Raw genomic sequence first — 21,041 nt, 5'->3', positions numbered from 1 at the left:
AGACCGATTGCCCATGTCTATTTCATCCCCCCTGTTGCGCCTGTTGCTGGTCAGTCTGCTGAGCCTGATGCTCGCCCCGCTGGCCAATGCCGAGGCGGCTAAACGCCTGCGTATCGGCATCACCCTGCATCCTTATTACAGCTACGTGGCCAATATCGTCGGCGACAAGGCCGACGTGGTGCCGCTGATTCCCGCCGGTTTCAACCCCCATGCCTACGAGCCGCGTGCCGAAGACATCAAGCGCATCGGCACCCTGGACGTGATCGTGCTCAATGGCGTTGGTCATGATGACTTCGCCGACCGCATGATCGCCACCAGCGAGCGCCCGGACATTGCGGTGATCGAAGCCAACGCCAACGTGCCATTGCTGGCCGCCACCGGCAATGCCGCGCGCGGTGCGGGCAAGGTGGTCAACCCGCACACCTTCCTGTCGATCAGCGCCTCGATTGCCCAGGTCAACAACATCGCCCGTGAGCTGGGCAAGCTCGACCCGGACAACGCCAAGACCTACACCCAGAACGCCCGTGCCTATGGCAAACGCCTGCGCCAGATGCGCGCCGATGCCCTCGCCAAATTGACCAGCGCGCCCAACCCGGACCTGCGCGTTGCCACGGTGCATGCGGCCTACGACTACCTGCTGCGTGAATTTGGCCTGGAAGTCACCGCCGTGGTCGAGCCCGCCCACGGCATTGAGCCCAGCCCCAGCCAACTGAAGAAGACCATCGACGAACTGCGCGCCCTGGATGTGAAAGTGATCTTCTCGGAGATGGATTTCCCGTCCACCTACGTCGACACCATCCAGCGTGAATCCGGGGTCAAGCTCTACCCGCTTTCACACATTTCCTACGGCGAATACAGCGCCGATAAGTACGAAGTGGAGATGACCGGCAACCTCAATACCATGGTCCGGGCGATTCAGGAGTCGGGCACATGACGGCGGCAGAACAGCTACGGGTCGCCAACGTCGGCCCGACACTCGACTTCGACAACGTGTCACTGACCCTGGGCCGCACCGTGATCCTCGACGGCGTGAGTTTTCAGGTGCAACCGGGCAGCATCCACGCGCTGGTCGGCCCCAATGGCGGCGGCAAAAGCTCGCTGATCAAGACTCTCCTGGGGCAAACCCCGCACCAAGGGCGCTTGAGTCTGGCCTGGCCGACAACGCCAGGCACCATCGGCTATGTGCCTCAGGCGCTGGAATTCGACCGGGGCTTGCCGATGACCGTGGATGACTTCATGGCCGCCATGTGCCAGCGGCGCCCGGCGTTTCTGGGTTTGTCCAAACATTACGCCGCCGCGATTGACGAGGCCCTGGAACGGGTTGGCATGCAGGACAAACGCAAGCGGCGCATGGGCGCGCTGTCCGGCGGTGAACGCCAGCGCGTGCTGCTGGCCCAGGGCCTGATTCCGGCGCCGCAGTTGCTGGTACTGGATGAGCCGATGTCGGCGCTCGATGAAGCCGGTATCCAGGTGTTTGAGCGCCTGCTCAATGACTGGCGCCTGGCCGGGATCACCGTGCTGTGGATCGAGCACGACCTGGAAGCCGTTGGCCGCCTGGCCGACCGCGTCACCGGCCTGAACCGCCGCGTGCTGTTTGATGCCACCCCCAAAGAGGCACTGACCCCGGACCGCCTGCTGACCCTGTTTTCCACCCACCCTCGGAGCCCGGCGCAATGAGTTATGAAGCGTTTCGCCTGATGGTCCAGGGCTGGGCCTCATCCGGTTATCTACCCGAAGCATTGGCCTATGGTTTTGTGGTCAACGCCCTGCTCGCCGGTTTGCTGATCGGCCCGGTGCTCGGCGGCCTGGGCACGCTGGTGGTGGTCAAGCGCTTTGCGTTTTTCTCCGAAGCAGTTGGCCATGCCGCGTTGACCGGCGTCGCCGTGGGCATCCTGCTCGGCGAACCCTACACCGGTCCCTACGGCAGCCTGTTTGGTTACTGCCTGCTGTTCGGCATCCTGCTCAATTACCTGCGCAACCGCACCGGCCTGGCGCCGGACACCCTGATCGGCGTATTCCTGTCGGTGTCCCTGGCGTTGGGCGCGAGCCTGCTGCTGATCCTGGCGGGCAAGATCAACGTGCACATCCTGGAAAACGTGCTGTTTGGTTCGGTGTTGACGGTCAACGGTAACGACCTGCTGGTGCTGGCGATTGTCGGCTCGCTGGTGATGGCCCTGGCGTTGCCGCTGTACAACCGCATCATGCTCGCCAGTTTCAACCCGCAGTTGGCGGCAGTGCGCGGGGTAGCGGTGAAGACCCTGGACTACCTGTTCGTGATCCTGGTAACGCTGATCACCGTCGCGGCAGTCAAAGTCATCGGCGCGATCCTGGTCGGCGCCCTGCTGGTGATTCCCGCCGCCGCCGCACGCCTGTTGAGCCAGTCACTCAAAGGCTTCTTCTGGATCTCGGTAGTGATCGCCACCGTCAGCACCCTGTGCGGGATCCTGTTGCCGATCATCTTCGACCTGCCGATCCCCTCCGGTGCCGCGATCATCCTGATGGCCGGTATCGCCTTCGCCCTTGCCGCCATCGCGCGCGGCACCGTGCCCAGCCTCAAAGGGAACCTTGGATAATGCGCTCTGCTCTTCAACCTCTGGCCTTGACCATCGCCTGTTTAATCGCCCTGCCGCTGATGGCCGCTGAGGCAGTAAAACCGGCTGCCCATGCCGCCAGACCGGTCAAGGTGCTGGCCTCACTGCCCATCACTTACGGCCTGGCCGAGGTGCTGCTCAAGGGCACCGACGTGCAGCTTGAGCGCGCGGCCCCGGCCAACCTGCCAGGCTCGCGCCAGGTGTCGTACTTCACCGGCCGTGGCGCCCCCGCACTGAGCGCGCTGGCCCAGGACGCCGATGCCGCTATTGGCCTTCGCTCATTGTGGGCTGATGATCCGCTGTACCCCGTGGCACGGCGCAGCAACATCCGGATTGTCGAAGTCGATGCCGCACGCCCGGTGGACGGCGGCTTGCCGGGGATCGCCGTGCAACCTGGCGTAGCCGATGGACTGAACAGCCAGCCCTGGCAATCGAGCAACAATCTGGGGCGCATGGCCGACGTGCTATCGACCGACCTGAGCCGTCTGGCACCGAGCGCCAAGGCTAGGATCGACGCCAACCTGGCCGCGCTCAAGCAACGCCTGCTCAAGCTTACCGCCGACAGCGAAGCCCGATTGGCCAAGGCGGACAACCTGAGTGTGGTCAGTTTGAGCGATCACTTTGGGTATCTGGTCAGTAGCCTGAACCTGGAACTGGTTCGCACCGATGCACGGCCGGATGCCGATTGGACGCCTGAGGCGTTACAGGCACTCAGTGCCCAATTGAAGGACAACGACGTGGCCGTGGTGCTGCACCATCGCCAGCCGAGTGAGGCGGTGAAAGCCGCCATCACGGCAGGTGGCTCGAAGCTGCTGGTGCTGAATGTCGACGGCGCCGACCCGGTGACTGAGTTGGAAACCAATGTGGATCAGGTGATCAAGACGCTGAGCTCATGACATCCACGCCCACATGAATCGCATCATGCCGCCAGAACTCCAGGTCGCAGTCGATCAACCGCTGGTGCTGGTCATAGTTGACCCGGGCAATCCTCAAGCCCGGGCTACCCACCGACACGCGCAATGCGGCGGCGGCTTCGATCGGCAATGATGTCGGCACAATCTCGAAGCGCACCCGCCCGTAATGCAAGTCGTACTTGCGCGCATACAACTCGGTCATCGACTGATTCAGGTCACACTCAAGAATCCCCGGAAAATACTGCGGGTTCAGGTAGTGCTCCACGTACAACACCAAACGACCATCGATCCGCCGGTGCCGGCAGATCTGGATCACGCTGGACAAGGCCGGCAGTTGCAACCACGCACACACCGCCGCCGACGCCGGTTGCAGCCGCGCAGAAATCACTTCGGTGGAGGCCACGCGGCCCTGATCGTTGACCATTGCGTGAAAGTGGCTGCGCTGCATCAGGTTGTAGGCCAATCGCGGCGGGGACACGAACCAGCCACGGCGCTCCTCACGATAAATCTGCCCTTGGGCCTCCAGTTGTAACAAGGCTTCCCGCACGGTGATCCGGGTGGTACCAAACAACTCGCTGAGCTTACGCTCGGCGGGCAGTTTGCTGGCGGGCGGCAAAAGTCCATGATCGATCTGCTCTTGCAGCGCCAGGCCGATGGAGGTCACCGCCTTGATTGCCTCATCACGCATCAACGTTACCTTTCTGGACTAGACCAGCACCGTTCAGGTGCATAAAACACTGCGCAATCGGGCCCTTGCGACTGAGTGCCAGCGTAGGCATTGCAGATGACCGACAGATGACAGCTCGCCTGAAGTGCATGCCGCATGTCTTGCAATACATCGGCCAAGTCCCGAGCCTGCGGGCACTTGGGCATGGTCTACGCTCAGTCTGTGCTGAGCGACATCGACAGGTTAAAAACGACGTCGACATGAAACTGTCATCCATCGAGCCTAGATTGGCTCAGGTATTGCTCTGACCTAGACCAACACCACCGCAAACGTTCATAAAAACGCAGCGTTGAAAACGCCCAAAGGAGCTTCGGATGAAACAGCTTTTCCTGGCATCACTGTTAGGCTCGACCATTGCCATGTGCACCGCCGCCATGGCCGCTGATACCGATCTAAAAACTCTCGAAGCCGCCGCGAAAGCGGAAGGCGCCGTCAACAGCGTCGGCATGCCCGATGACTGGGCCAACTGGAAAGGCACCTGGGAAGACCTGGCCAAGACCTACGGCCTCAAGCACATCGACACCGATATGAGCTCGGCGCAGGAAATCGCCAAGTTCAAGGCCGAAAAAGACAATGCCAGCGCCGATATCGGCGACGTCGGCGCCGCGTTCGGCCCGATTGCGGTGAAGCAGGAAGTGACCCAGCCGTACAAACCGTCCACCTGGGCCTCGGTGCCGGATTGGGCAAAAGACAAGGACGGTCACTGGGCCCTGGCCTACACCGGCACCATCGCGTTTATCGTCAACAAGAAGCTGCTGCACGGTTCCGAAGTCCCCACCAGCTGGGCCGACCTGCAAACCGGCAAATACAAAGTCTCTGTGGGTGACGTCAGCACCGCGGCGCAGGCGTCCAACGCCGTGCTGGCTGCCGCCATTGCCAACAAAGGCGATGAAAAGAACATCGCGCCAGGCCTGCAGTTCTTCACCAAGATTGCCCAGCAAGGCCGACTCGGCCTGTCCAACCCGACCATCGCCACCATGGAAAAAGGCGAAGTCGAAGTGGGCATCGTCTGGGACTTCAACGGCCTGAGCTACAAAGCCAAGATGGCCAACCCGGATGATTACGTGGTGCTGATCCCCTCGGACGGCTCGGTGAAATCCGGCTACACCACCATCATCAACAAATACGCCAAGCACCCGAACGCCGCCAAGCTGACCCGCGAGTACATTTTCAGCGACGCCGGCCAACTCAACCTGGCCAAGGGCAATGCGCGGCCGATCCGTGCGGAAACCGACCTGAAACTGCCGGCCGAGATCGCCAAGAACCTGATCCCGGGCGAACAGTACACCAAGGCCAACCCGCAACCGATCAAGGATGCCGATGCCTGGGAAGCAACTTCCAAGAAGCTACCGCAACTGTGGAACGAGCAGGTCATCGTAGAGATGAAGTAAGCCGATCACCCACATTAGAGACACTGTGGAGATCCAATGTGGGAGGGGCTTGCCCTCTCCCACAGTTTTGACCTCGTTCCTCCAGGAAATGGAGTCAAGTCTATTGTTGCGGAGCGTCTCCCCCCATGAAGCACAAAGTCATCCTTGTCGTGCTCGATGGCCTCAACTTCGAGGTCGCGAGGCACGCCATGGGGCACTTGCAGGCCTATGTCGGCGCAGGACGCGCAGCCCTCTACACGCTGGAATGTGAACTGCCCTCGCTGTCCCGCCCACTGTATGAATGCATCCTCACCGGCGTGCCACCGATCCAGAGCGGCATCGTGCACAACCAGGTCGCGCGCCTGTCGAACCAGCGCAGCATTTTCCATTACGCCACCGACGCCGGCCTGACCACCGCGGCGGCGGCTTACCATTGGGTCAGCGAGTTGTATAACCGCACGCCCTTTCTCGCGGCCCGCGATCGTCACACCGACGACAAGGCGCTGGCGATCCAGCACGGACATTTCTACTGGAATGACCACTACCCCGATTCCCACCTGTTCGCCGACGCCGAAAGCCTGCGACTCAAGCATTCGCCGGACTTCCTGCTGGTGCACCCGATGAACATCGACGACGCCGGCCACAAGCACGGCCTCGACAGCGCGCAATACCGAAACAGTGCGCGCTCGGCCGACATCATCCTGGCTGATTACCTGCAAGGCTGGATCGACGCCGGCTACCAGGTACTGGTAACCGCCGACCACGGCATGAACAACGACCGCTCCCACAACGGCCTGCTGCCGGAAGAACGGCAAGTGCCGCTGTTCGTCCTTGGCGGCGCCTTCAGCCTGGAAGCCAACGCTACGCCGAAACAGACCGACCTGTGCGGCACCGTCTGCGAACTGCTGGGCGTGCCCCACGACAAACCTGTATGCCGGGAGCTGTTGAAATGACCCGAGGCAAATGGCTGGCCCTGCTATGCCTGGTGCCCTTCGCACTGTTCTTTATCGTGTTCGAGATCGCCCCGCTGGTGTGGGTACTGATCAACAGCCTGCAGACCGAAGAAGCCGGCTGGGGCCTGGAAAACTTCACCCGCATCTTCAGCTCGAAGTTCTACCGGCAAGCGATCCAGTTCAGCCTGGAGATCAGTTTCTACTCCAGCATTTTCGGCATCGTGATCGCCACCCTCGGCAGTTATTCGCTACGCCGCGTCGACGGGCCACTGCGCAACTTCGTCACCGCCTTTGCCAACATGACCAGCAACTTTGCCGGCGTGCCCCTGGCGTTCGCGTTCATCATTTTGCTCGGGTTCAACGGCAGCATCACGCTCATGCTCAAGCAGGCCGGGATCATTCAGGACTTCAACCTGTATTCCAAGACCGGGCTGATCATCCTCTACACCTACTTCCAGATCCCCCTCGGCGTGCTGTTGCTGTACCCGGCCTTCGATGCGCTGCGTGAAGACTGGCGCGAGTCGGCGGCCTTGCTCGGTGCGAATGGCTGGCAGTTCTGGCGGCATATCGGGTTGCCGGTGCTGACGCCTGCGCTGCTGGGCACCTTCGTGATCCTGCTGGCCAATGCCCTGGGCGCCTACGCCACGGTCTACGCCTTGACTACCGGCAATTTCAACGTGCTGCCGATCCGTATCGCAGGGCTGGTTTCCGGCGATGTGTCCCTGGATCCGAACATGGCCAGCGCCCTGGCCGTGGTGCTGGTGGCGCTGATGACCCTGGTCACGGTGGTCCATCAACTGCTGCTCAAGAGGAGCTACCATGTCTCGCGCTGAAGCCGGCCCGGCCTCCCTCTACCACCGTGTAGTGGTGTACCTGCTGTTTGCGATCCTGGTGTTGCCGCTGGTGGGCACCTTTGTCTACTCCATCGCCAGCAGCTGGTCGGCGACCATCCTGCCGGCTGGCTTCACTGTGAAGTGGTACGTGCAGTTGTGGAGCGACCCGCGCTTTCTGATGGCCTTCGGTCAATCGTTGCTGGTGTGCGTCGGCGCGTTGATCCTGTCGGTGGTGCTGATCCTGCCGTTGCTGTTCGTGGTGCATTACCACTTTCCCAAGCTCGACGCGTTGATGAACATCCTGATCCTGCTGCCCTTCGCGGTGCCGCCGGTGGTGTCATCGGTGGGCCTGCTGCAGCTCTACGGTTCCGGGCCGTTGGCGATGGTCGGCACGCCGTGGATTCTGATCGGCTGCTACTTCACCGTGGCGCTGCCGTTCATGTACCGGGCAATCACCAACAACCTGCAAGCCATCAACCTGCGCGACCTGATGGACGCCTCGCAACTGCTGGGTGCCAGCACTTGGCAGGCGGCAATCTTCGTGGTCCTGCCCAACTTGCGTAAAGGTCTGATGGTGGCGCTGTTGCTGTCGTTCTCGTTCCTGTTCGGTGAGTTCGTGTTCGCCAACATCCTGGTGGGCACCCGCTACGAAACCCTGCAGGTCTACCTCAACAACATGCGCAACAGCAGCGGCCACTTCACCAGTGCCGTCGTGATTTCCTATTTCTTCTTTGTGCTGGTGCTGACCTGGGCCGCCAATACCTTGAACAAGGACAAAAGCCAATGAGCTTCGTCAGCGTCCAACATTTGCAAAAGGGCTACGCCGGCACCCCGGTGTTCAGTGATATCAACTGCGAAATTGCCAAGGGCGAGTTCGTCACCCTGCTCGGCCCGTCCGGCTGCGGCAAGTCGACCCTGTTGCGCTGCATCGCCGGCCTGACCTCGGTGGACAGTGGGAAAATTCTGCTTGATGGCCAGGACATCGTCCCGCTGAGCCCGCAAAAAAGAAACATCGGCATGGTGTTCCAGAGCTATGCGCTGTTCCCCAACATGACCGTGGAACAGAACGTCGCCTTCGGCCTGCGCATGCAAAAGGTCAACGCCGACGACAGCCACAAGCGCGTGCAGGAAGTCCTGCAACTGGTGGAGCTCAAGGACCTGGCCGGGCGTTACCCGCACCAGATGTCGGGCGGCCAGTGCCAGCGCGTGGCCCTTGCCCGTTCGCTGGTCACGCGCCCCCGCCTGTTGCTGCTGGACGAACCGCTGTCGGCGCTGGACGCACGGATTCGCAAGCACCTGCGTGAGCAGATCCGTCAGATCCAGCGCGAGCTGGGGCTGACCACGATTTTCGTGACCCATGACCAGGAAGAAGCCCTGACCATGTCCGACCGCATCTTCCTGATGAACCAGGGCAAGATCGTGCAGAGCGGCGATGCCGAGACCCTCTATACGGCGCCGATCGACGTGTTCGCCGCCGGTTTTATCGGCAACTACAACCTGCTGGATGCCGATAAGGCCAGTCAGTTGCTGCAACGCCCGATCAGCGGGCGCATCGCAATTCGCCCCGAGGCCATCGAGCTGAGCCGCAGCGGCGAGCTGGATGCACTGGTGCGCAGCCACAGCCTGCTGGGCAACGTCATCCGCTACCGCATCGAAGCCCGTGGCGTGGAATTGGTGGTGGACGTGCTCAACCGCTCGGCCGACGATTTGCACCCGGACGGCCAGCGCCTGGCACTTTCCATCGACCCCAGTGCGCTGTGTGAAGTAGCCTGATGCAACGATTTACAAAGAGAGCGTGACGGATGGCATTGGTAATTTTTGATCTGGACGAGACCTTGATCCACGGCGACTGCGCCACCTTGTGGAGCGAGCAGATGGGCCGCCTGGGCTGGGTCGACCCGGAGTCGTTCATGCGCAAGAACAATGAACTGATGGAGGCCTACAGCCAGGGCAAGCTGCGCATGGAGGACTTCATGGACTTCAGCCTGGAGCCGATGATCGGCCGTACCCCGGAAGCGATTGATCACCTGGTCGAGCCGTGGGTGGAGGACGTGATTGAACCGTTGATCTACAGCGACGCCACCAAGACCATCGCCAGGCACCGAGCCAACGGCGACCGGATTCTGGTGATCTCGGCATCGGGCACCCATCTGGTGAAACCGATTGCCGCGCGCATCGGTATCTATGAGGTACTGGGCATTGAGCTGGACGTCAGCCATGGCGTGTACAGCGGCCATACCGTCGGTGTACTGACCTATCGCGAAGGCAAGATCACGCGGTTGCTGGAGTGGTTGGAGCAGGAAGGTGAAACGCTGGAGGGGGCCTATTTTTATTCGGATTCGCGCAATGATCTACCGTTGCTGCTCAAGGTGGACCACCCGCAGGTGGTGAACCCGGACTCGGTGTTGCGCACGCATGCTGAAAAGGCAGGTTGGCCGATCCACCATTGGGTCTGACTCAACCGAGATCCAAATGTGGGAGGGGGCTTGCCCCGGATCGCGGTTCGTCAGATGAAACATTCTTCACTGAAACACCGTCATCGGGGGCAAGCCCCCTCCTACATTGATCCTATTCCAATCCGGGATCAGGCCAGGCTTTCGTCAATTACCAGCACCAGTTTCCCGGCGATCTGGTTAGTCGCCAACTCGGCAAACGCGGCCTCGGCATCCTTGATCGGGTACGTCTTGGCCAATTGCGGGCTCAGTCGCCCGTCACCAAACAGTGGCCACACATGCTGGCTCAGATCACTGAACAGGTCAGCCTTGAACTGATCACTGCGGCTGCGCAAGGTCGATCCGAGCAGTTGCACCCGCTTGCCCAGCACCTGCGCCAAATCGATCTGCGCCTCGCGGCCGCCCATCAAACCGATCAACACCCAGCGTCCATCCAGCGCCAGCAGCTTGAGGTCCAGCGCCGCATAGTTGCCACCCACCGGGTCGAGGATCACATCGAACGGCCCGAAGTCGCGCAGCCCTTCGATCCCGTCGGTACGGACCACGCCGCCCTGGGCGCCCAGCGCCTCGCAATAAGCCAGGCGCTCCGCCGAGCCAACGCTGACCCAGCACGGGCTGCCAAACGCCTTGCACAGCTGGATGGCCGCCGAGCCCACGCCACTGGCACCGGCATGCAGCAGCACTTTCTCGCCGGGCTTGAGGCCTGCCAGCTGGAACAGATTGAGCCAGGCGGTGCTGTACACCTCGGGCAAGGCCGCCGCTTCAATCAACGACAAACCTTCCGGCACCGGTAGCACGTGGCGCGCATCCACCACCACTTCTTCGGCCATGCCACCCCCGGCGAGCAGGGCACAGACGCGATCACCCACTTGCCACGAAGAACCTGGCCCCACTTCGCTGATCACGCCGGAACATTCCAGGCCCAGCACAGCGCTGGCGCCAGGCGGCGGCGGATAGAGTCCGGCACGCTGTAATAAATCGGCGCGATTAAGACCCGCAGCCGCCACGCGAATGCGAACTTGGCCTACGTCACATGTAGGACTTGGTTCGTCCAACCACTCCACATGACCTTCAACGCCTTGCAATGCTTTCACAGTGCCTCCATAGTGAGTCTGGACTGAGCCCGTAGCAGTAGCGCCGGGCTTTTTGCATTATGCGACCGGCCCCTATGGAACCGGCAACTTCAAAGACGGCCTAATATGCGTTATCAATTGCCCCCGCGTCGAATCAGCATGAAGCATCTGTTCCCCAGCACCGCCCTCGCTCTTTTCATTGGTCTCGGCTTCACGTCGATGTCGACCAATACGTTCGCAGCCAACAGCTGGGACAACCTTCAACCGGATCGCGACGAGGTGATTGCCAGCCTTAACGTGGTCGAGTTGCTCAAGCGCCATCACTACAGCAAGCCGCCGCTGGACGACGCTCGCTCGGTGATCATCTATGACAGCTACCTCAAGCTGCTGGATCCGTCGCGCAGCTACTTCCTGGCCAGCGATATCGCTGAGTTCGACAAATGGAAGAGCCAGTTCGACGACTTCCTCAAGAGCGGCGACCTGCAGCCCGGCTTCACCATCTACAAGCGTTACCTGGACCGCGTCAAAGCGCGTCTGGACTTCGCCTTGGCTGAGCTGAACAAAGGTACCGACAAACTCGACTTCACCCAGAAGGAAACCCTTCTGGTGGACCGTAAGGACGCGCCTTGGCTGACCAGCACCGCCGCCCTCGACGACCTGTGGCGCAAACGCGTCAAGGACGAAGTGCTGCGCCTGAAGATCGCCGGCAAAGACCCCAAGGCCATTCAGGAGCTGTTGACCAAGCGCTACAAGAATCAACTGGCGCGTCTGGACCAGACACGTGCCGAAGATATCTTCCAGGCCTACATCAACACCTTCGCAATGTCCTACGACCCGCACACCAATTATCTGTCGCCAGATAACGCGGAAAATTTCGATATCAATATGAGTCTGTCGTTGGAAGGCATCGGCGCCGTCCTGCAAAGCGACAATGACCAAGTGAAGATCGTGCGTCTGGTGCCGGCCGGTCCGGCAGACAAGACCAAGCAGGTCGCTCCGGCGGACAAGATCATCGGTGTGGCCCAGGCCGACAAAGAGATGGTCGATGTGGTCGGCTGGCGCCTGGACGAAGTGGTCAAGCTGATCCGCGGGCCGAAAGGCAGCGTGGTGCGCCTGGAAGTGATTCCGCACACCAATGCGCCAAACGACCAGACCAGCAAGATCGTGTCCATCACCCGTGAAGCGGTGAAGCTCGAAGACCAGGCCGTGCAGAAGAAAGTCCTCAACCTCAAGCAGGATGGCAAGGACTACAAACTGGGCGTCATCGAAATCCCGGCCTTCTACCTCGACTTCAAAGCCTTCCGAGCTGGCGATCCGGACTACAAGTCCACCACCCGCGACGTGAAGAAAATCCTCACGGAACTGCAGAAAGAAAAAGTCGACGGCGTGGTCATCGACCTGCGCAACAACGGCGGCGGTTCCCTGCAGGAAGCCACCGAGCTGACCAGTCTGTTCATCGACAAAGGTCCGACCGTGTTGGTGCGCAATGCTGACGGCCGTGTCGACGTGCTCGAAGACGAGAACCCGGGCGCCTTCTACAAAGGTCCGATGGCGTTGCTGGTCAACCGCCTCTCAGCCTCGGCTTCGGAGATTTTCGCCGGCGCCATGCAGGACTATCACCGTGCGCTGATCATCGGCGGCCAGACCTTCGGCAAAGGCACCGTGCAGACGATCCAGCCGCTGAACCATGGTGAACTCAAGCTGACGCTGGCCAAGTTCTACCGGGTTTCCGGGCAGAGCACCCAGCACCAGGGCGTACTGCCGGACATCGATTTCCCGTCGATCATCGACACCAAGGAAATCGGCGAAAGCGCCCTGCCGGAAGCCATGCCGTGGGACACCATCCGTCCTGCGATCAAGCCTGCTTCGGATCCATTCAAGCCGTTCCTCACGCAGTTGAAGGCTGACCACGACACCCGCTCCGCCAAGGATGCCGAGTTCGTGTTTATCCGCGACAAGCTGGCCCTGGCCAAGAAGTTGATGGAAGAAAAAACCGTCAGCCTCAACGAAGTGGACCGTCGCGCGCAGCACAGCGACATCGAAAACAAGCAACTTGTGCTGGAAAACGTCCGCCGCAAGGCCAAGGGCGAAGAACCACTCAAGGAGCTGAAGAAAGAAGACGAAGACGCGCTGCCGACCGAAGCGGATAAAACCAAACCGGAAGACGACGCTTACCTGGCCGAGACAGGCCGGATCCTGCTGGACTACCTGAAAATCACCAAACAGGTGGCCAAGCAGTAAATGATGGCGATTTAATGTGATCGCTCTCCGGAGTGTCATCATATAGACATCATTCTGTCGTGAAATGAAGGACCGCAGGCTCATCGCCTGCGGTCCTTTTTTTTCGATCGAGATCGCCATGACCATGACCGAACAGCTGAATGCATTGGGCTCTATCCTGGCTCAACGCAGTTTGCACAGCCTGTTCCAACCGATCATCTGCCTGTCTGAACGGCGCATCCTCGGCTACGAAGCCCTTAGCCGCGGGCCGTCCAACAGCCCGCTGCACTCCCCCGTCGCCCTGTTCTCGGTGGCCGGCCAGGCCGGGCGCCTCAGCGAATTGGAAATGGCCTGCCGCGAAAGCGCATGCCGCCGCTTCAGCGATCAAAAGCTGCCGGGCAAGCTGTTCCTGAATATCTCGCCAGAATCCTTGATGGAAACGGCGCACCAACCGGGACGCACCCTGCAACTGCTGCGCGACTTCGGTATTGCGCCGAGCCAAGTGGTGATCGAACTCACCGAGCAAACCCCCACCGACGATTTCGACCTACTGCAAACCGCCCTGCACCATTACCGCAACATGGGCTTTTCAATCGCTCTGGATGATCTGGGTGCCGGCTATTCCAGCCTGCGCTTGTGGTCGGAGCTGCGCCCGGACTACGTGAAGATCGACCGGCACTTTATCGACGGTATCCACCAGGATGCGCTCAAGCGCGAGTTTGTCGGCTCGATCCTGCAAATCGCCAGGGCGTCCCGTGCCCAAGTCATCGCCGAAGGTATCGAACTGCCGGAAGAACTGGCGGTGTTAACGGAGATGGGTGTCGATCTGGTCCAGGGTTACCTGCTCTGCCGCCCACAAGAACAACCGCCGCAGGAAGCACGGCTGATGCTGCCCAAACCGGACCAATCCACGGTGGTGCTCAACGATGAAGGCAGCGACCTCAGCGCCCTCCTCAACGAGCAACCAGCGGTGGACCAGGACACCGCCACGGCCAAGGTGCTGGAGGCATTCCGCCGCCAGGCCAACCTTAATTCCCTGGCGGTGCTGGATGAGCGCGGACACCCCGTGGGTATCGTCCACCGGCATTCGCTATCCGACGCGCTGCTCAAGCCGTTTGCCACCGATCTCTTCGCCCGCAAACCCATCAGCCGCTTGATGAGCACCGATTTTCTGGCGGTTGAGCTGAGCCAGTCACTACAGCAGGTCAGCCGTTTGCTGACCAGCCGCGCACGGCAACGCATCGAAGAAGACTTCATCATCACGCTCAATGGCGATTACCTGGGACTGGGTCGGGTGATCGATGTGCTCAAGTTGATCACCGAACTGAAGATCCAGCAGGCCCGCTACGCCAACCCGCTGACCCTGCTGCCCGGCAACGTACCGATCCAGCAGTGCCTCACGCGGCTGTTGCAGCAACAGCGTGAATCAGTGATCTGCTACGTGGATATCGACAGCTTCAAACCGTTCAATGACATCTACGGCTATGGCCGTGGGGACGAGGTGTTGCTGTGCCTGGCGCAGTGCCTGAACGACCGGGTCGACCCGAGCCGCGACTTTGTCGGGCATATCGGCGGCGACGACTTTTTGCTGGTGCTCGGGCCACAGGACTGGCGCAAGCGGCTCAACCAGTTGCTGGATGACTTCCACACCCAATGCCGGCGTTTCTACCGCGCGGAGCATCTGGACGCCGGTTGTTTCGTGGCACTGAACCGTCAGGGCGTGCGCCAGGAGTTTGCGCTGCTGTCGTTGTCGATTGGGGTGGTGCATTTGTATCCACAGGCCTGTGGACAACTCGATGCCAGCCAGTTGGCGGAATTGGCGTCGCAGGCCAAGCACCATGCCAAGGATGTGGCCGGTTACAGCATCCATGTGATCGACAGCATGGACGTGCTGCCCCAGGCGCTCTAAGCCTCGGCAGACTCCGGGTACTCGTATTCAAACACCCGCACCACTTCAGAGGCGTGCCAGGACGCAGCGGCCACGCCATCGGAGGGTCCGCTGAAGCGCCCAAGGCGCTCCACGCACTCAAAGAAACCGGTACGCGGCAGGCGGCTGGCGCCCTGGCTGATCACCAGGGAGCTGCGCAGCGGTTGCTCGGCCTTGGCGTCCAACGCGGCCAGGTGCTCGAGGGCCGCGGCCAGGGTTTGCATCGCCGGCGTCGGAAATTGCAGGCGCTCCAGCAACGCGCGGTAGGTCAACAGATGGCGCTGGCGGCGCGCCTGGTCCAGTTCGTTAAGCAACCCATCCCAGTGTTGACGACTGATACGTAGGCTCAAGATTCATCCCTCCAACCTGCAACGCCCAATTCCCAAGCCAGGCTGCGGCGGATCGCGGCATCCGGCTGGCGTTCACCACTTTCGATCAATCCGAGATACGACGGGCTGATGCCCACTGTGCGGGCCAGGGTTTCAATGGCCAGCCCCTTGGCTTCACGCAAGCCGCGTAGGTCTGCGAGCGCACGCAAGTCCTGGTCAGGTGCGGCTTGGACAGTAGGAGGAGGAGTCGGTGAAGGTTGTTGCTGACCGGCAGCTTTTAGCAGCGCCTGGTACTGATCCCATGGCAACACCGCGTATTCCGGTTCGCCATCGCGTGAAATTATCTGAATATCCATGACTGCCCCGTAGGATAACTGCACTTACTGAGTAAGTTCTTTCCTTAGGAGTGTAATCCTAACAGCCACAAAGGTCGCAGGGGATAGCCACCTCATCCGTTTTTTTGCGGGTTTTCCCTGGCCAGCAACGCGGGCGTCGCAGGCAGGCGCTCAACCACTGCAAGTTTTTCCGGGCGCTGCGCGTCACGCCAGGCGCGAAAAGCGCTCAGTTCGCCCTCCAGGGCCTTCATGACCCACGCAAGTACGGCGATGTCATCGAGCATGCCGAACATCGGGATAAAGTCCGGGATCGCGTCAATCGGGCTCAGGAAATACATCAGCCCCGCCACCACCGAGATCAGCGCTTTGGGGCTGATGGCTCGATACTCGCCCCGCCAGTAGGCCAGACACAGAGATTGGAGCAACTTGAAATCGTCCTTGAGCTTGCCCAGGCGATTGCCTTGGCTCGACCCCTTGGCGGCGACCGCGAACAGCAGGGTCGGCAGACGCCCACGGCCCAGCAAGCGTGCAGCCATGGGCAGGAAGCGGGTGAAATTGAAGGGTGGTTTCATCTGTCACTCCAGTTCCATCAAACAGAAAGGTTATCCACACAAATTGTGGATAACCTTGTGAACAGAGCCTGTTTTACTGGCTGAAAGCCACGGTTTACAAGGCCTGCAGTCAGATCGGGCGTTTTTTGCGCACATCAAAAAAACCCAAGATTTCATTGACTTGGCGATTGCGTGCGGCTAGTCGTGCGTAACTCTTATATCAGACTGTTACCGCCCAGGGACGTTCGTTTGGATTTGCCCGAACCGCAATGTGCAAGCTTCAGATACAACAACGCCCCGTCGAGACGGGGCGTTGTGTGTTCAGGCGCCTGTTACTTCTTGGCGGCTGGTGCGTCAGGGGCTTCAGCCTTGGCTGGGTCCTTGATGGCCAGCAGTTCCAGGTCGAAAACCAGCACGGAGTTGGCTGGAATCGCCGGGCTCGGGCTCTGGGCGCCGTAGGCCAGGTCGGATGGGATGTACAACTCGACCTTCTCGCCGACGTGCATCAGTTGCAGGCCTTCGACCCAACCCGGGATCACACCGCTGACCGGCAGGTCAATCGGGCTACCGCGATCCACGGAGCTGTCAAAAGTGGTGCCGTTGGTGAGTTTACCGGTGTAGTGAACAGTCACCACGTCAGTCGGCTTAGGCTGGGCGCCATCGGCTTTCTTGGTGATCTTGTACTGCAGACCGGAAGCGGTGGTAACGACGCCGTCTTTCTTGGCGTTGTCTTCGAGGAATTTCTTGCCGGCGGTAGCCGACTCTTCGCTCATTTTGGTCATGCGTTCTTCAGCACGCTTTTGCAGTGCGGCGAACGCTTCTACCAGTTCGTCGTCTTTGAGCTTCTGCTCTTTCTTGCCGACGGCATCTTCGATGCCCTGGGCTACTGCTTTGGAATCCAGGTCATCCATGCCTTCTTGAGCAAGGCTTTTGCCCATGTTCAGGCCGATGCCGTAGGAAGCTTTCTGCGCCGGGGTTTTCAGCTCTACGCTGGTCTGCGAATCACAACCCGCAAGTACCAGGCTAACCAGGGCCACCGCCGCCGCCAACCGATGCTGTTTCATGCTATTTCCTTGTTCATGCGCCAATAGGGCATTCGAATAAAGTCGCGAGCTTATCAGGCGGCCACGACCAATGGCTACCGGCATGTGAGCAGGAAACTTCCGATAAGTTCACGTGTTTAAAAGCATTTTCATTCATGATGAGCACCCGCGAAGGATCGCGGGACCGCCTGCCAACGGGCTCATGGCCACTTGCCGCACTTGTGCCGTAGTGGCATAACAACGCGACAACTCGACAAGGATAGTTATCTTGCGCATTTTTTCCCGTGTTTTACTCCTGATATTCACCCTTCTGGTCCTGTTGCTGGCCGTGGTGATCTATTACACCGTCAACCCCAAGCTACCGGACTACGTGCCTGTGGAGCAGGTGCACTACCAGGACCAGTGGAGTGCCGCCGACCGCCAGACCTATTACTTCACGCCCCAGGGCACCCAGGTAAAAGGCCTGCATTACGACTGGTTCACCGCCCTGGAGCTGCCATTCGCCGAGGGCCGTTTTGCCACGCCGCAATACCTGGCGCGCTTCGGCTTCCTGGTGGATCCCAAGCAAGTGCCCACCACACAAAACCCCGGCAACCTGCCCGTAGGGTTTGCCCGTCATAAAAACGCTGGCAGCAACGTTGAGTACCTGGATATCACCTGCGCCGCCTGCCACACCGGCGAATTGCACTTCAAGGGCCAGGCTCTGCGGATCGACGGCGGCTCGGCGCAACATGTGCTGCCATCCAGCGTGCCCACCTTGCGCGGCGGCAGCTTCGGCCAGGCCCTGGTCGCCAGCCTGGCCGCGACCTATTACAACCCATGGAAATTTGAGCGCTTCGCCCGCCAAGTGCTGGGCGATCGCTACGAGGCCGAGCACAGCCAGCTGCGCCAGGACTTCAAGCAGTCGCTGAACCAATTCCTCAAGGTCGCCTGGAACGACACCCACCGTGGCCTTTACCCCACCGAAGAAGGCCCAGGGCGTACCGATGCGTTTGGCCGCATCGCCAACGCCAGCTTTGGCGATGCCATTTCCCCGGACAATTATCGCGTCGCCAACGCACCGGTGGACTACCCGCAACTGTGGGACATCTGGACCTTCGACTGGGTGCAATGGAACGGCTCGGCCCAGCAGCCTATGGCACGCAATATCGGCGAAGCCCTCGGCGTGGGGGCGACCCTGACGTTTTTCGATGGCGCGGGCCAGCCCCTTCAAGGCGATGCACGTTATCCGTCCAGCGTACGCGTGCGCGACCTCAACCTGATCGAAGAAACCCTGCAACGCCTCAAACCGCCTACCTGGCCCGAGGAGTTGTTCGGCGCCGTCGACAAGCCGCTCGCCGCCCAAGGCCGAGCGCTGTTCGCCGAGAACTGCGCCGGCTGCCACGTGCCCACTGTCAGCCAGGAAGGTGGTCGCCCGGTGCAAACCCTGAAAATGCTGCCGGTGGACTACATCGGCACCGACCCCGGCACTGCCAGCAATATCGCCGACCAGCGCTACGACCTCAGCGCCCTGCAATGGGACCCGGCGGAGTTGGCCAAGCTGAATGTCCAATTGCACCCGACACCGACCGAGCCCCTGGACCCGAAAAGTATGTCTGTGGCCAAGGGCCTGGCCTATGTCACTGCCTTTGTCGAAGACCACGCCTACCGCGCCGCCGGTGTCACCCCGGCCGAGCGCCCGCGCATGGATGGCTACGGCCTGCCGATTGGCGTGCGCGAGCTGCGCGCCTACAAGGCACGCCCACTGGCCGGCGTGTGGGCCACGCCGCCGTTTTTGCATAACGGTTCGGTGCCGACAATCTACCAATTGCTTTCGCCCCAGGACGAGCGCAGCACCACCTTCTATAAAGGCACCTTCAATTACGACCCGCGCCATCTCGGCTTTGAGACCACGGCGCTCAAGAATGCCTTTGTCTTCGATACCAAAATCACCGGCAACCACAACAGCGGCCACGAATTCCGGGACGGCGCTCGTGGCAACGGCGTCATCGGCCGCGGCCTGCTGCCGCAGGAACGCTGGGCGCTGCTGGAATACCTCAAAGTGCTGGGCGGCCCGCTGGAGCAACAACTGCCATGATGATCCGATCTCGATACGACCAACCGTCCCTGCTCGCCCGCCTGTGGCTGCGCATGGGTAGATTCCTCGGCAAGAGCTTGCTGTGGCTGATGGGCCTGGGCTTGCTCGGCTGGCTGGCCGCTACCGCCTGGTACGCCTGGCAGCACAGCGGACCGGTGTCGCCCAATGAGCAGATCCCGCCGGGTGAAGCGGCAATGACCCAGGGCATCATCCAGACCGCCGTGCGCATCGTCGACCAGCACCGCGAAGGCACGCGCTACCTGCGTGATGCCCACGCCAAGGCCCACGGCTGCGTGAAGGCCGAAGTCAGCGTGCTCGCCGACCTCGACCCGGCGTTGCGCCAGGGGGTGTTCGCCGAACCGGGCAAGACCTGGCAGGCGCTGATGCGGCTGTCCAACGGCAACGCCTACCCGCAGTTCGACAGCATTCGTGATGCCCGTGGCATGGCGATCAAGCTGCTTGGTGTGCCGGGCAAACAGTTGCTCGCCGACCAGCAAACCCGTGCCGAACAGGACTTCGTGATGTTCAGCCATCCGAACTTCTTCGTCAGCGATGTGGCGGAATACGCGCAGAACATCGGTGCCCAGGCCGATGGCAAGAAAGTCCTGGCGTTCTTCCCCAAGGCCGACCCGCGCAGTTGGCAAGTGCGCCATCTGTTTATCGCCTTGGCAACCCTGGCGCCCGCACCGGCCAGCCCGACGCAGACCACGTACTTTTCCGTATCGCCCTACAAGTTCGGCGCGGCCAACGCCAAGTTCCGCGTCGCACCCGACCCGCAAAGCTGCCCGGAATACGCGCTGCCCAAGCAGAACCAGGACCTGCCGAACTTCCTGCGCAGCGCCCTGAGCCAGCAATTGTCCACCGACCGCATGCCGGCCTGTTTCGTGTTGCAGATCCAGCGGCAGAACCCGCAGAAATTCATGCCGATCGAAGACACCAGCATCGAATGGAAGGAAAGCGACGCGCCGTATGAAAGCGTGGCCAAGGTGAGGATCCCAGCCCAGGATTTCGATACGCCTGAGCTGAACCTGGCCTGTGACAACCAGTCATTCAACCCCTGGTTTGGCGTGGCGGAGCACCGCCCTATCGGCGGCATCAACCGCTTGCGCAAGGCGGTGTATGAAGCGGTCAGCGACTATCGTCACAGCCGGAACGCGCCGTAAAAAGTGCGTAGCAATGGGCCCGACGCCGTAAAGAATGCGTCGGGTCTATTGAGCTGTTTGCGTCCCACCTCTACGGTGAAGGCTTACCCCGTCACGTCGGAAATAACCGTGGAAAGCTCGACCCTTGGCATGCTCTTACTGACCTTGATCGCCGTGTTCGGTACCGCCTCTTTTTTCTTTGATCACATGGCGACGCGCCGCCAGCCACGCAAGAAAAAACCAACGGTATAAATCGCAGGCAAAAAAAGCCCGCTCATTGAGCGGGCTTCTTGTGGTGACCTGGCGTTCAGTGTTCCAGGTTACCGAATATGGCGCAGCGGACGGGACTCGAACCCGCGACCCCCGGCGTGACAGGCCGGTATTCTAACCGACTGAACTACCGCTGCGCGTAACACATGAAGCGAATGGTGGGTGATGACGGGATCGAACCGCCGACCCTCTGCTTGTAAGGCAGATGCTCTCCCAGCTGAGCTAATCACCCT

Annotated in this window: 21 protein-coding genes and 2 tRNA genes; 15 read left to right on the top strand and 8 right to left on the bottom strand. The window is 60.8% G+C overall.

Translation table 11 applies throughout. The annotated features are described in order from the left end of the window. The first annotated feature begins 13 nt into the window (after window positions 1–13). Genes AOA60_RS11070 through AOA60_RS11055 form a run of 4 tightly spaced genes read left to right on the top strand, consistent with a single transcriptional unit; the run spans window position 14 to window position 3,487 of the window. Complete coding sequence (locus AOA60_RS11070) at window positions 14–934, top strand: metal ABC transporter substrate-binding protein (RefSeq protein WP_099584464.1); 921 nt, start codon at window positions 14–16, stop codon at window positions 932–934. After that, window positions 931–1,677 (top strand): metal ABC transporter ATP-binding protein, encoded by a 747-nt coding sequence (locus AOA60_RS11065; protein ID WP_099584463.1) that lies wholly within the window; start codon window positions 931–933, stop codon window positions 1,675–1,677. Before AOA60_RS11070 ends, AOA60_RS11065 begins: the two co-directional genes overlap by 4 nt. Then, entirely contained in the window at window positions 1,674–2,573 is a 900-nt protein-coding gene (locus AOA60_RS11060; protein WP_099584462.1) for a metal ABC transporter permease, read from the top strand. The genes AOA60_RS11065 and AOA60_RS11060 overlap by 4 nt, the downstream gene beginning before the upstream one ends. Then, window positions 2,573–3,487 carry a metal ABC transporter solute-binding protein, Zn/Mn family gene (locus AOA60_RS11055; protein ID WP_099584461.1) on the top strand — a complete coding sequence of 305 codons (915 nt, stop codon included), beginning with the start codon at window positions 2,573–2,575 and terminating at the stop codon, window positions 3,485–3,487. Before AOA60_RS11060 ends, AOA60_RS11055 begins: the two co-directional genes overlap by 1 nt. On the opposite strand, the gene AOA60_RS11050 is transcribed toward AOA60_RS11055, so the two are convergent. After that, a complete protein-coding gene (locus tag AOA60_RS11050; RefSeq protein ID WP_099584460.1) occupies window positions 3,468–4,193 on the bottom strand; it encodes a UTRA domain-containing protein in 726 nt (241 codons plus the stop codon). The two genes, AOA60_RS11055 and AOA60_RS11050, sit on opposite strands and share 20 nt — an antisense overlap. Before the next feature lie 353 nt (window positions 4,194–4,546). Here AOA60_RS11050 and AOA60_RS11045 point away from each other — a divergent pair, with 353 nt between their 5' ends. The 6 genes from AOA60_RS11045 (at window position 4,547) to AOA60_RS11020 (ending at window position 9,844) form a co-directional block, all read left to right on the top strand. Further along, window positions 4,547–5,623 (top strand): ABC transporter substrate-binding protein, encoded by a 1,077-nt coding sequence (locus AOA60_RS11045; RefSeq protein ID WP_032886007.1) that lies wholly within the window; start codon window positions 4,547–4,549, stop codon window positions 5,621–5,623. 125 nt (window positions 5,624–5,748) lie between these two features. Further along, on the top strand, window positions 5,749–6,555 hold the full coding sequence (locus AOA60_RS11040; RefSeq protein ID WP_099584459.1) for an alkaline phosphatase family protein: 807 nt from the start codon (window positions 5,749–5,751) through the stop codon (window positions 6,553–6,555). Then, window positions 6,534–7,388, top strand: coding sequence for an ABC transporter permease subunit (locus tag AOA60_RS11035; RefSeq protein ID WP_178075350.1), 855 nt, complete (start codon window positions 6,534–6,536; stop codon window positions 7,386–7,388). Before AOA60_RS11040 ends, AOA60_RS11035 begins: the two co-directional genes overlap by 22 nt. Next, window positions 7,375–8,175, top strand: coding sequence for an ABC transporter permease (locus AOA60_RS11030; RefSeq protein WP_099584457.1), 801 nt, complete (start codon window positions 7,375–7,377; stop codon window positions 8,173–8,175). The genes AOA60_RS11035 and AOA60_RS11030 overlap by 14 nt, the downstream gene beginning before the upstream one ends. After that, window positions 8,172–9,161 carry an ABC transporter ATP-binding protein gene (locus AOA60_RS11025; RefSeq protein ID WP_099584456.1) on the top strand — a complete coding sequence of 330 codons (990 nt, stop codon included), beginning with the start codon at window positions 8,172–8,174 and terminating at the stop codon, window positions 9,159–9,161. Before AOA60_RS11030 ends, AOA60_RS11025 begins: the two co-directional genes overlap by 4 nt. A 29-nt stretch (window positions 9,162–9,190) precedes the next feature. Then, window positions 9,191–9,844 (top strand): HAD family phosphatase, encoded by a 654-nt coding sequence (locus AOA60_RS11020; protein WP_099584455.1) that lies wholly within the window; start codon window positions 9,191–9,193, stop codon window positions 9,842–9,844. Window positions 9,845–9,972: 128 nt separating this feature from the next. Here the strand turns inward: AOA60_RS11020 and AOA60_RS11015 are convergent, their stop codons facing one another. Beyond that, window positions 9,973–10,935, bottom strand: a complete 963-nt coding sequence (locus tag AOA60_RS11015) for a zinc-binding dehydrogenase (RefSeq protein ID WP_099584454.1) — start codon at window positions 10,933–10,935, stop codon at window positions 9,973–9,975. A 138-nt stretch (window positions 10,936–11,073) separates the two neighbouring features. Between AOA60_RS11015 and AOA60_RS11010 the strand changes: the two genes are divergently transcribed. Both AOA60_RS11010 and AOA60_RS11005 read left to right on the top strand, forming a co-directional pair. Continuing rightward, window positions 11,074–13,155, top strand: a complete 2,082-nt coding sequence (locus AOA60_RS11010; RefSeq protein WP_178075349.1) for a carboxy terminal-processing peptidase — start codon at window positions 11,074–11,076, stop codon at window positions 13,153–13,155. A 118-nt stretch (window positions 13,156–13,273) separates the two neighbouring features. Then, window positions 13,274–15,043, top strand: coding sequence for a bifunctional diguanylate cyclase/phosphodiesterase (locus AOA60_RS11005; protein WP_099584480.1), 1,770 nt, complete (start codon window positions 13,274–13,276; stop codon window positions 15,041–15,043). Here the strand turns inward: AOA60_RS11005 and AOA60_RS11000 are convergent. The 4 genes from AOA60_RS11000 to AOA60_RS10985 form a co-directional block, all read right to left on the bottom strand. Beyond that, window positions 15,040–15,411: a hypothetical protein gene (locus tag AOA60_RS11000; RefSeq protein WP_005786715.1), complete on the bottom strand. Its 372-nt coding sequence runs from the start codon at window positions 15,409–15,411 to the stop codon at window positions 15,040–15,042. The two genes, AOA60_RS11005 and AOA60_RS11000, sit on opposite strands and share 4 nt — an antisense overlap. Then, entirely contained in the window at window positions 15,408–15,746 is a 339-nt protein-coding gene (locus tag AOA60_RS10995; RefSeq protein WP_099584452.1) for a helix-turn-helix transcriptional regulator, read from the bottom strand. Before AOA60_RS10995 ends, AOA60_RS11000 begins: the two co-directional genes overlap by 4 nt. A 92-nt stretch (window positions 15,747–15,838) precedes the next feature. Further along, window positions 15,839–16,297 carry a YkvA family protein gene (locus AOA60_RS10990; protein ID WP_099584451.1) on the bottom strand — a complete coding sequence of 153 codons (459 nt, stop codon included), beginning with the start codon at window positions 16,295–16,297 and terminating at the stop codon, window positions 15,839–15,841. 311 nt (window positions 16,298–16,608) lie between these two features. Further along, window positions 16,609–17,340, bottom strand: a complete 732-nt coding sequence (locus AOA60_RS10985) for an FKBP-type peptidyl-prolyl cis-trans isomerase (protein WP_099584450.1) — start codon at window positions 17,338–17,340, stop codon at window positions 16,609–16,611. Window positions 17,341–17,587: 247 nt separating this feature from the next. Here AOA60_RS10985 and AOA60_RS10980 point away from each other — a divergent pair, with 247 nt between their 5' ends. The 3 genes from AOA60_RS10980 to AOA60_RS33865 all read left to right on the top strand — a co-directional run bounded on the left by AOA60_RS10980 (window position 17,588) and on the right by AOA60_RS33865 (window position 20,790). Further along, window positions 17,588–19,396, top strand: coding sequence for a di-heme-cytochrome C peroxidase (locus AOA60_RS10980; RefSeq protein WP_099584449.1), 1,809 nt, complete (start codon window positions 17,588–17,590; stop codon window positions 19,394–19,396). Then, complete coding sequence (locus AOA60_RS10975) at window positions 19,393–20,559, top strand: catalase family protein (RefSeq protein WP_099584448.1); 1,167 nt, start codon at window positions 19,393–19,395, stop codon at window positions 20,557–20,559. Before AOA60_RS10980 ends, AOA60_RS10975 begins: the two co-directional genes overlap by 4 nt. Window positions 20,560–20,667: 108 nt before the next feature. Next, window positions 20,668–20,790, top strand: coding sequence for a hypothetical protein (locus AOA60_RS33865; RefSeq protein ID WP_256592825.1), 123 nt, complete (start codon window positions 20,668–20,670; stop codon window positions 20,788–20,790). 78 nt (window positions 20,791–20,868) lie between these two features. On the opposite strand, the gene AOA60_RS10970 is transcribed toward AOA60_RS33865, so the two are convergent. Both AOA60_RS10970 and AOA60_RS10965 read right to left on the bottom strand, forming a co-directional pair. After that, window positions 20,869–20,945: transfer RNA gene (locus AOA60_RS10970), tRNA-Asp, on the bottom strand. A gap of 19 nt (window positions 20,946–20,964) precedes the next feature. Further along, window positions 20,965–21,040: transfer RNA gene (locus AOA60_RS10965), tRNA-Val, on the bottom strand. Window position 21,041: the final 1 nt, after the last annotated feature.

Origin of the sequence: Pseudomonas sp. 2822-17 (assembly GCF_002742485.1) — a bacterium.
Classification (GTDB): domain Bacteria; phylum Pseudomonadota; class Gammaproteobacteria; order Pseudomonadales; family Pseudomonadaceae; genus Aquipseudomonas; species Aquipseudomonas cyclaminis.
This window is presented reverse-complemented; position numbering and strand designations above follow the sequence as displayed.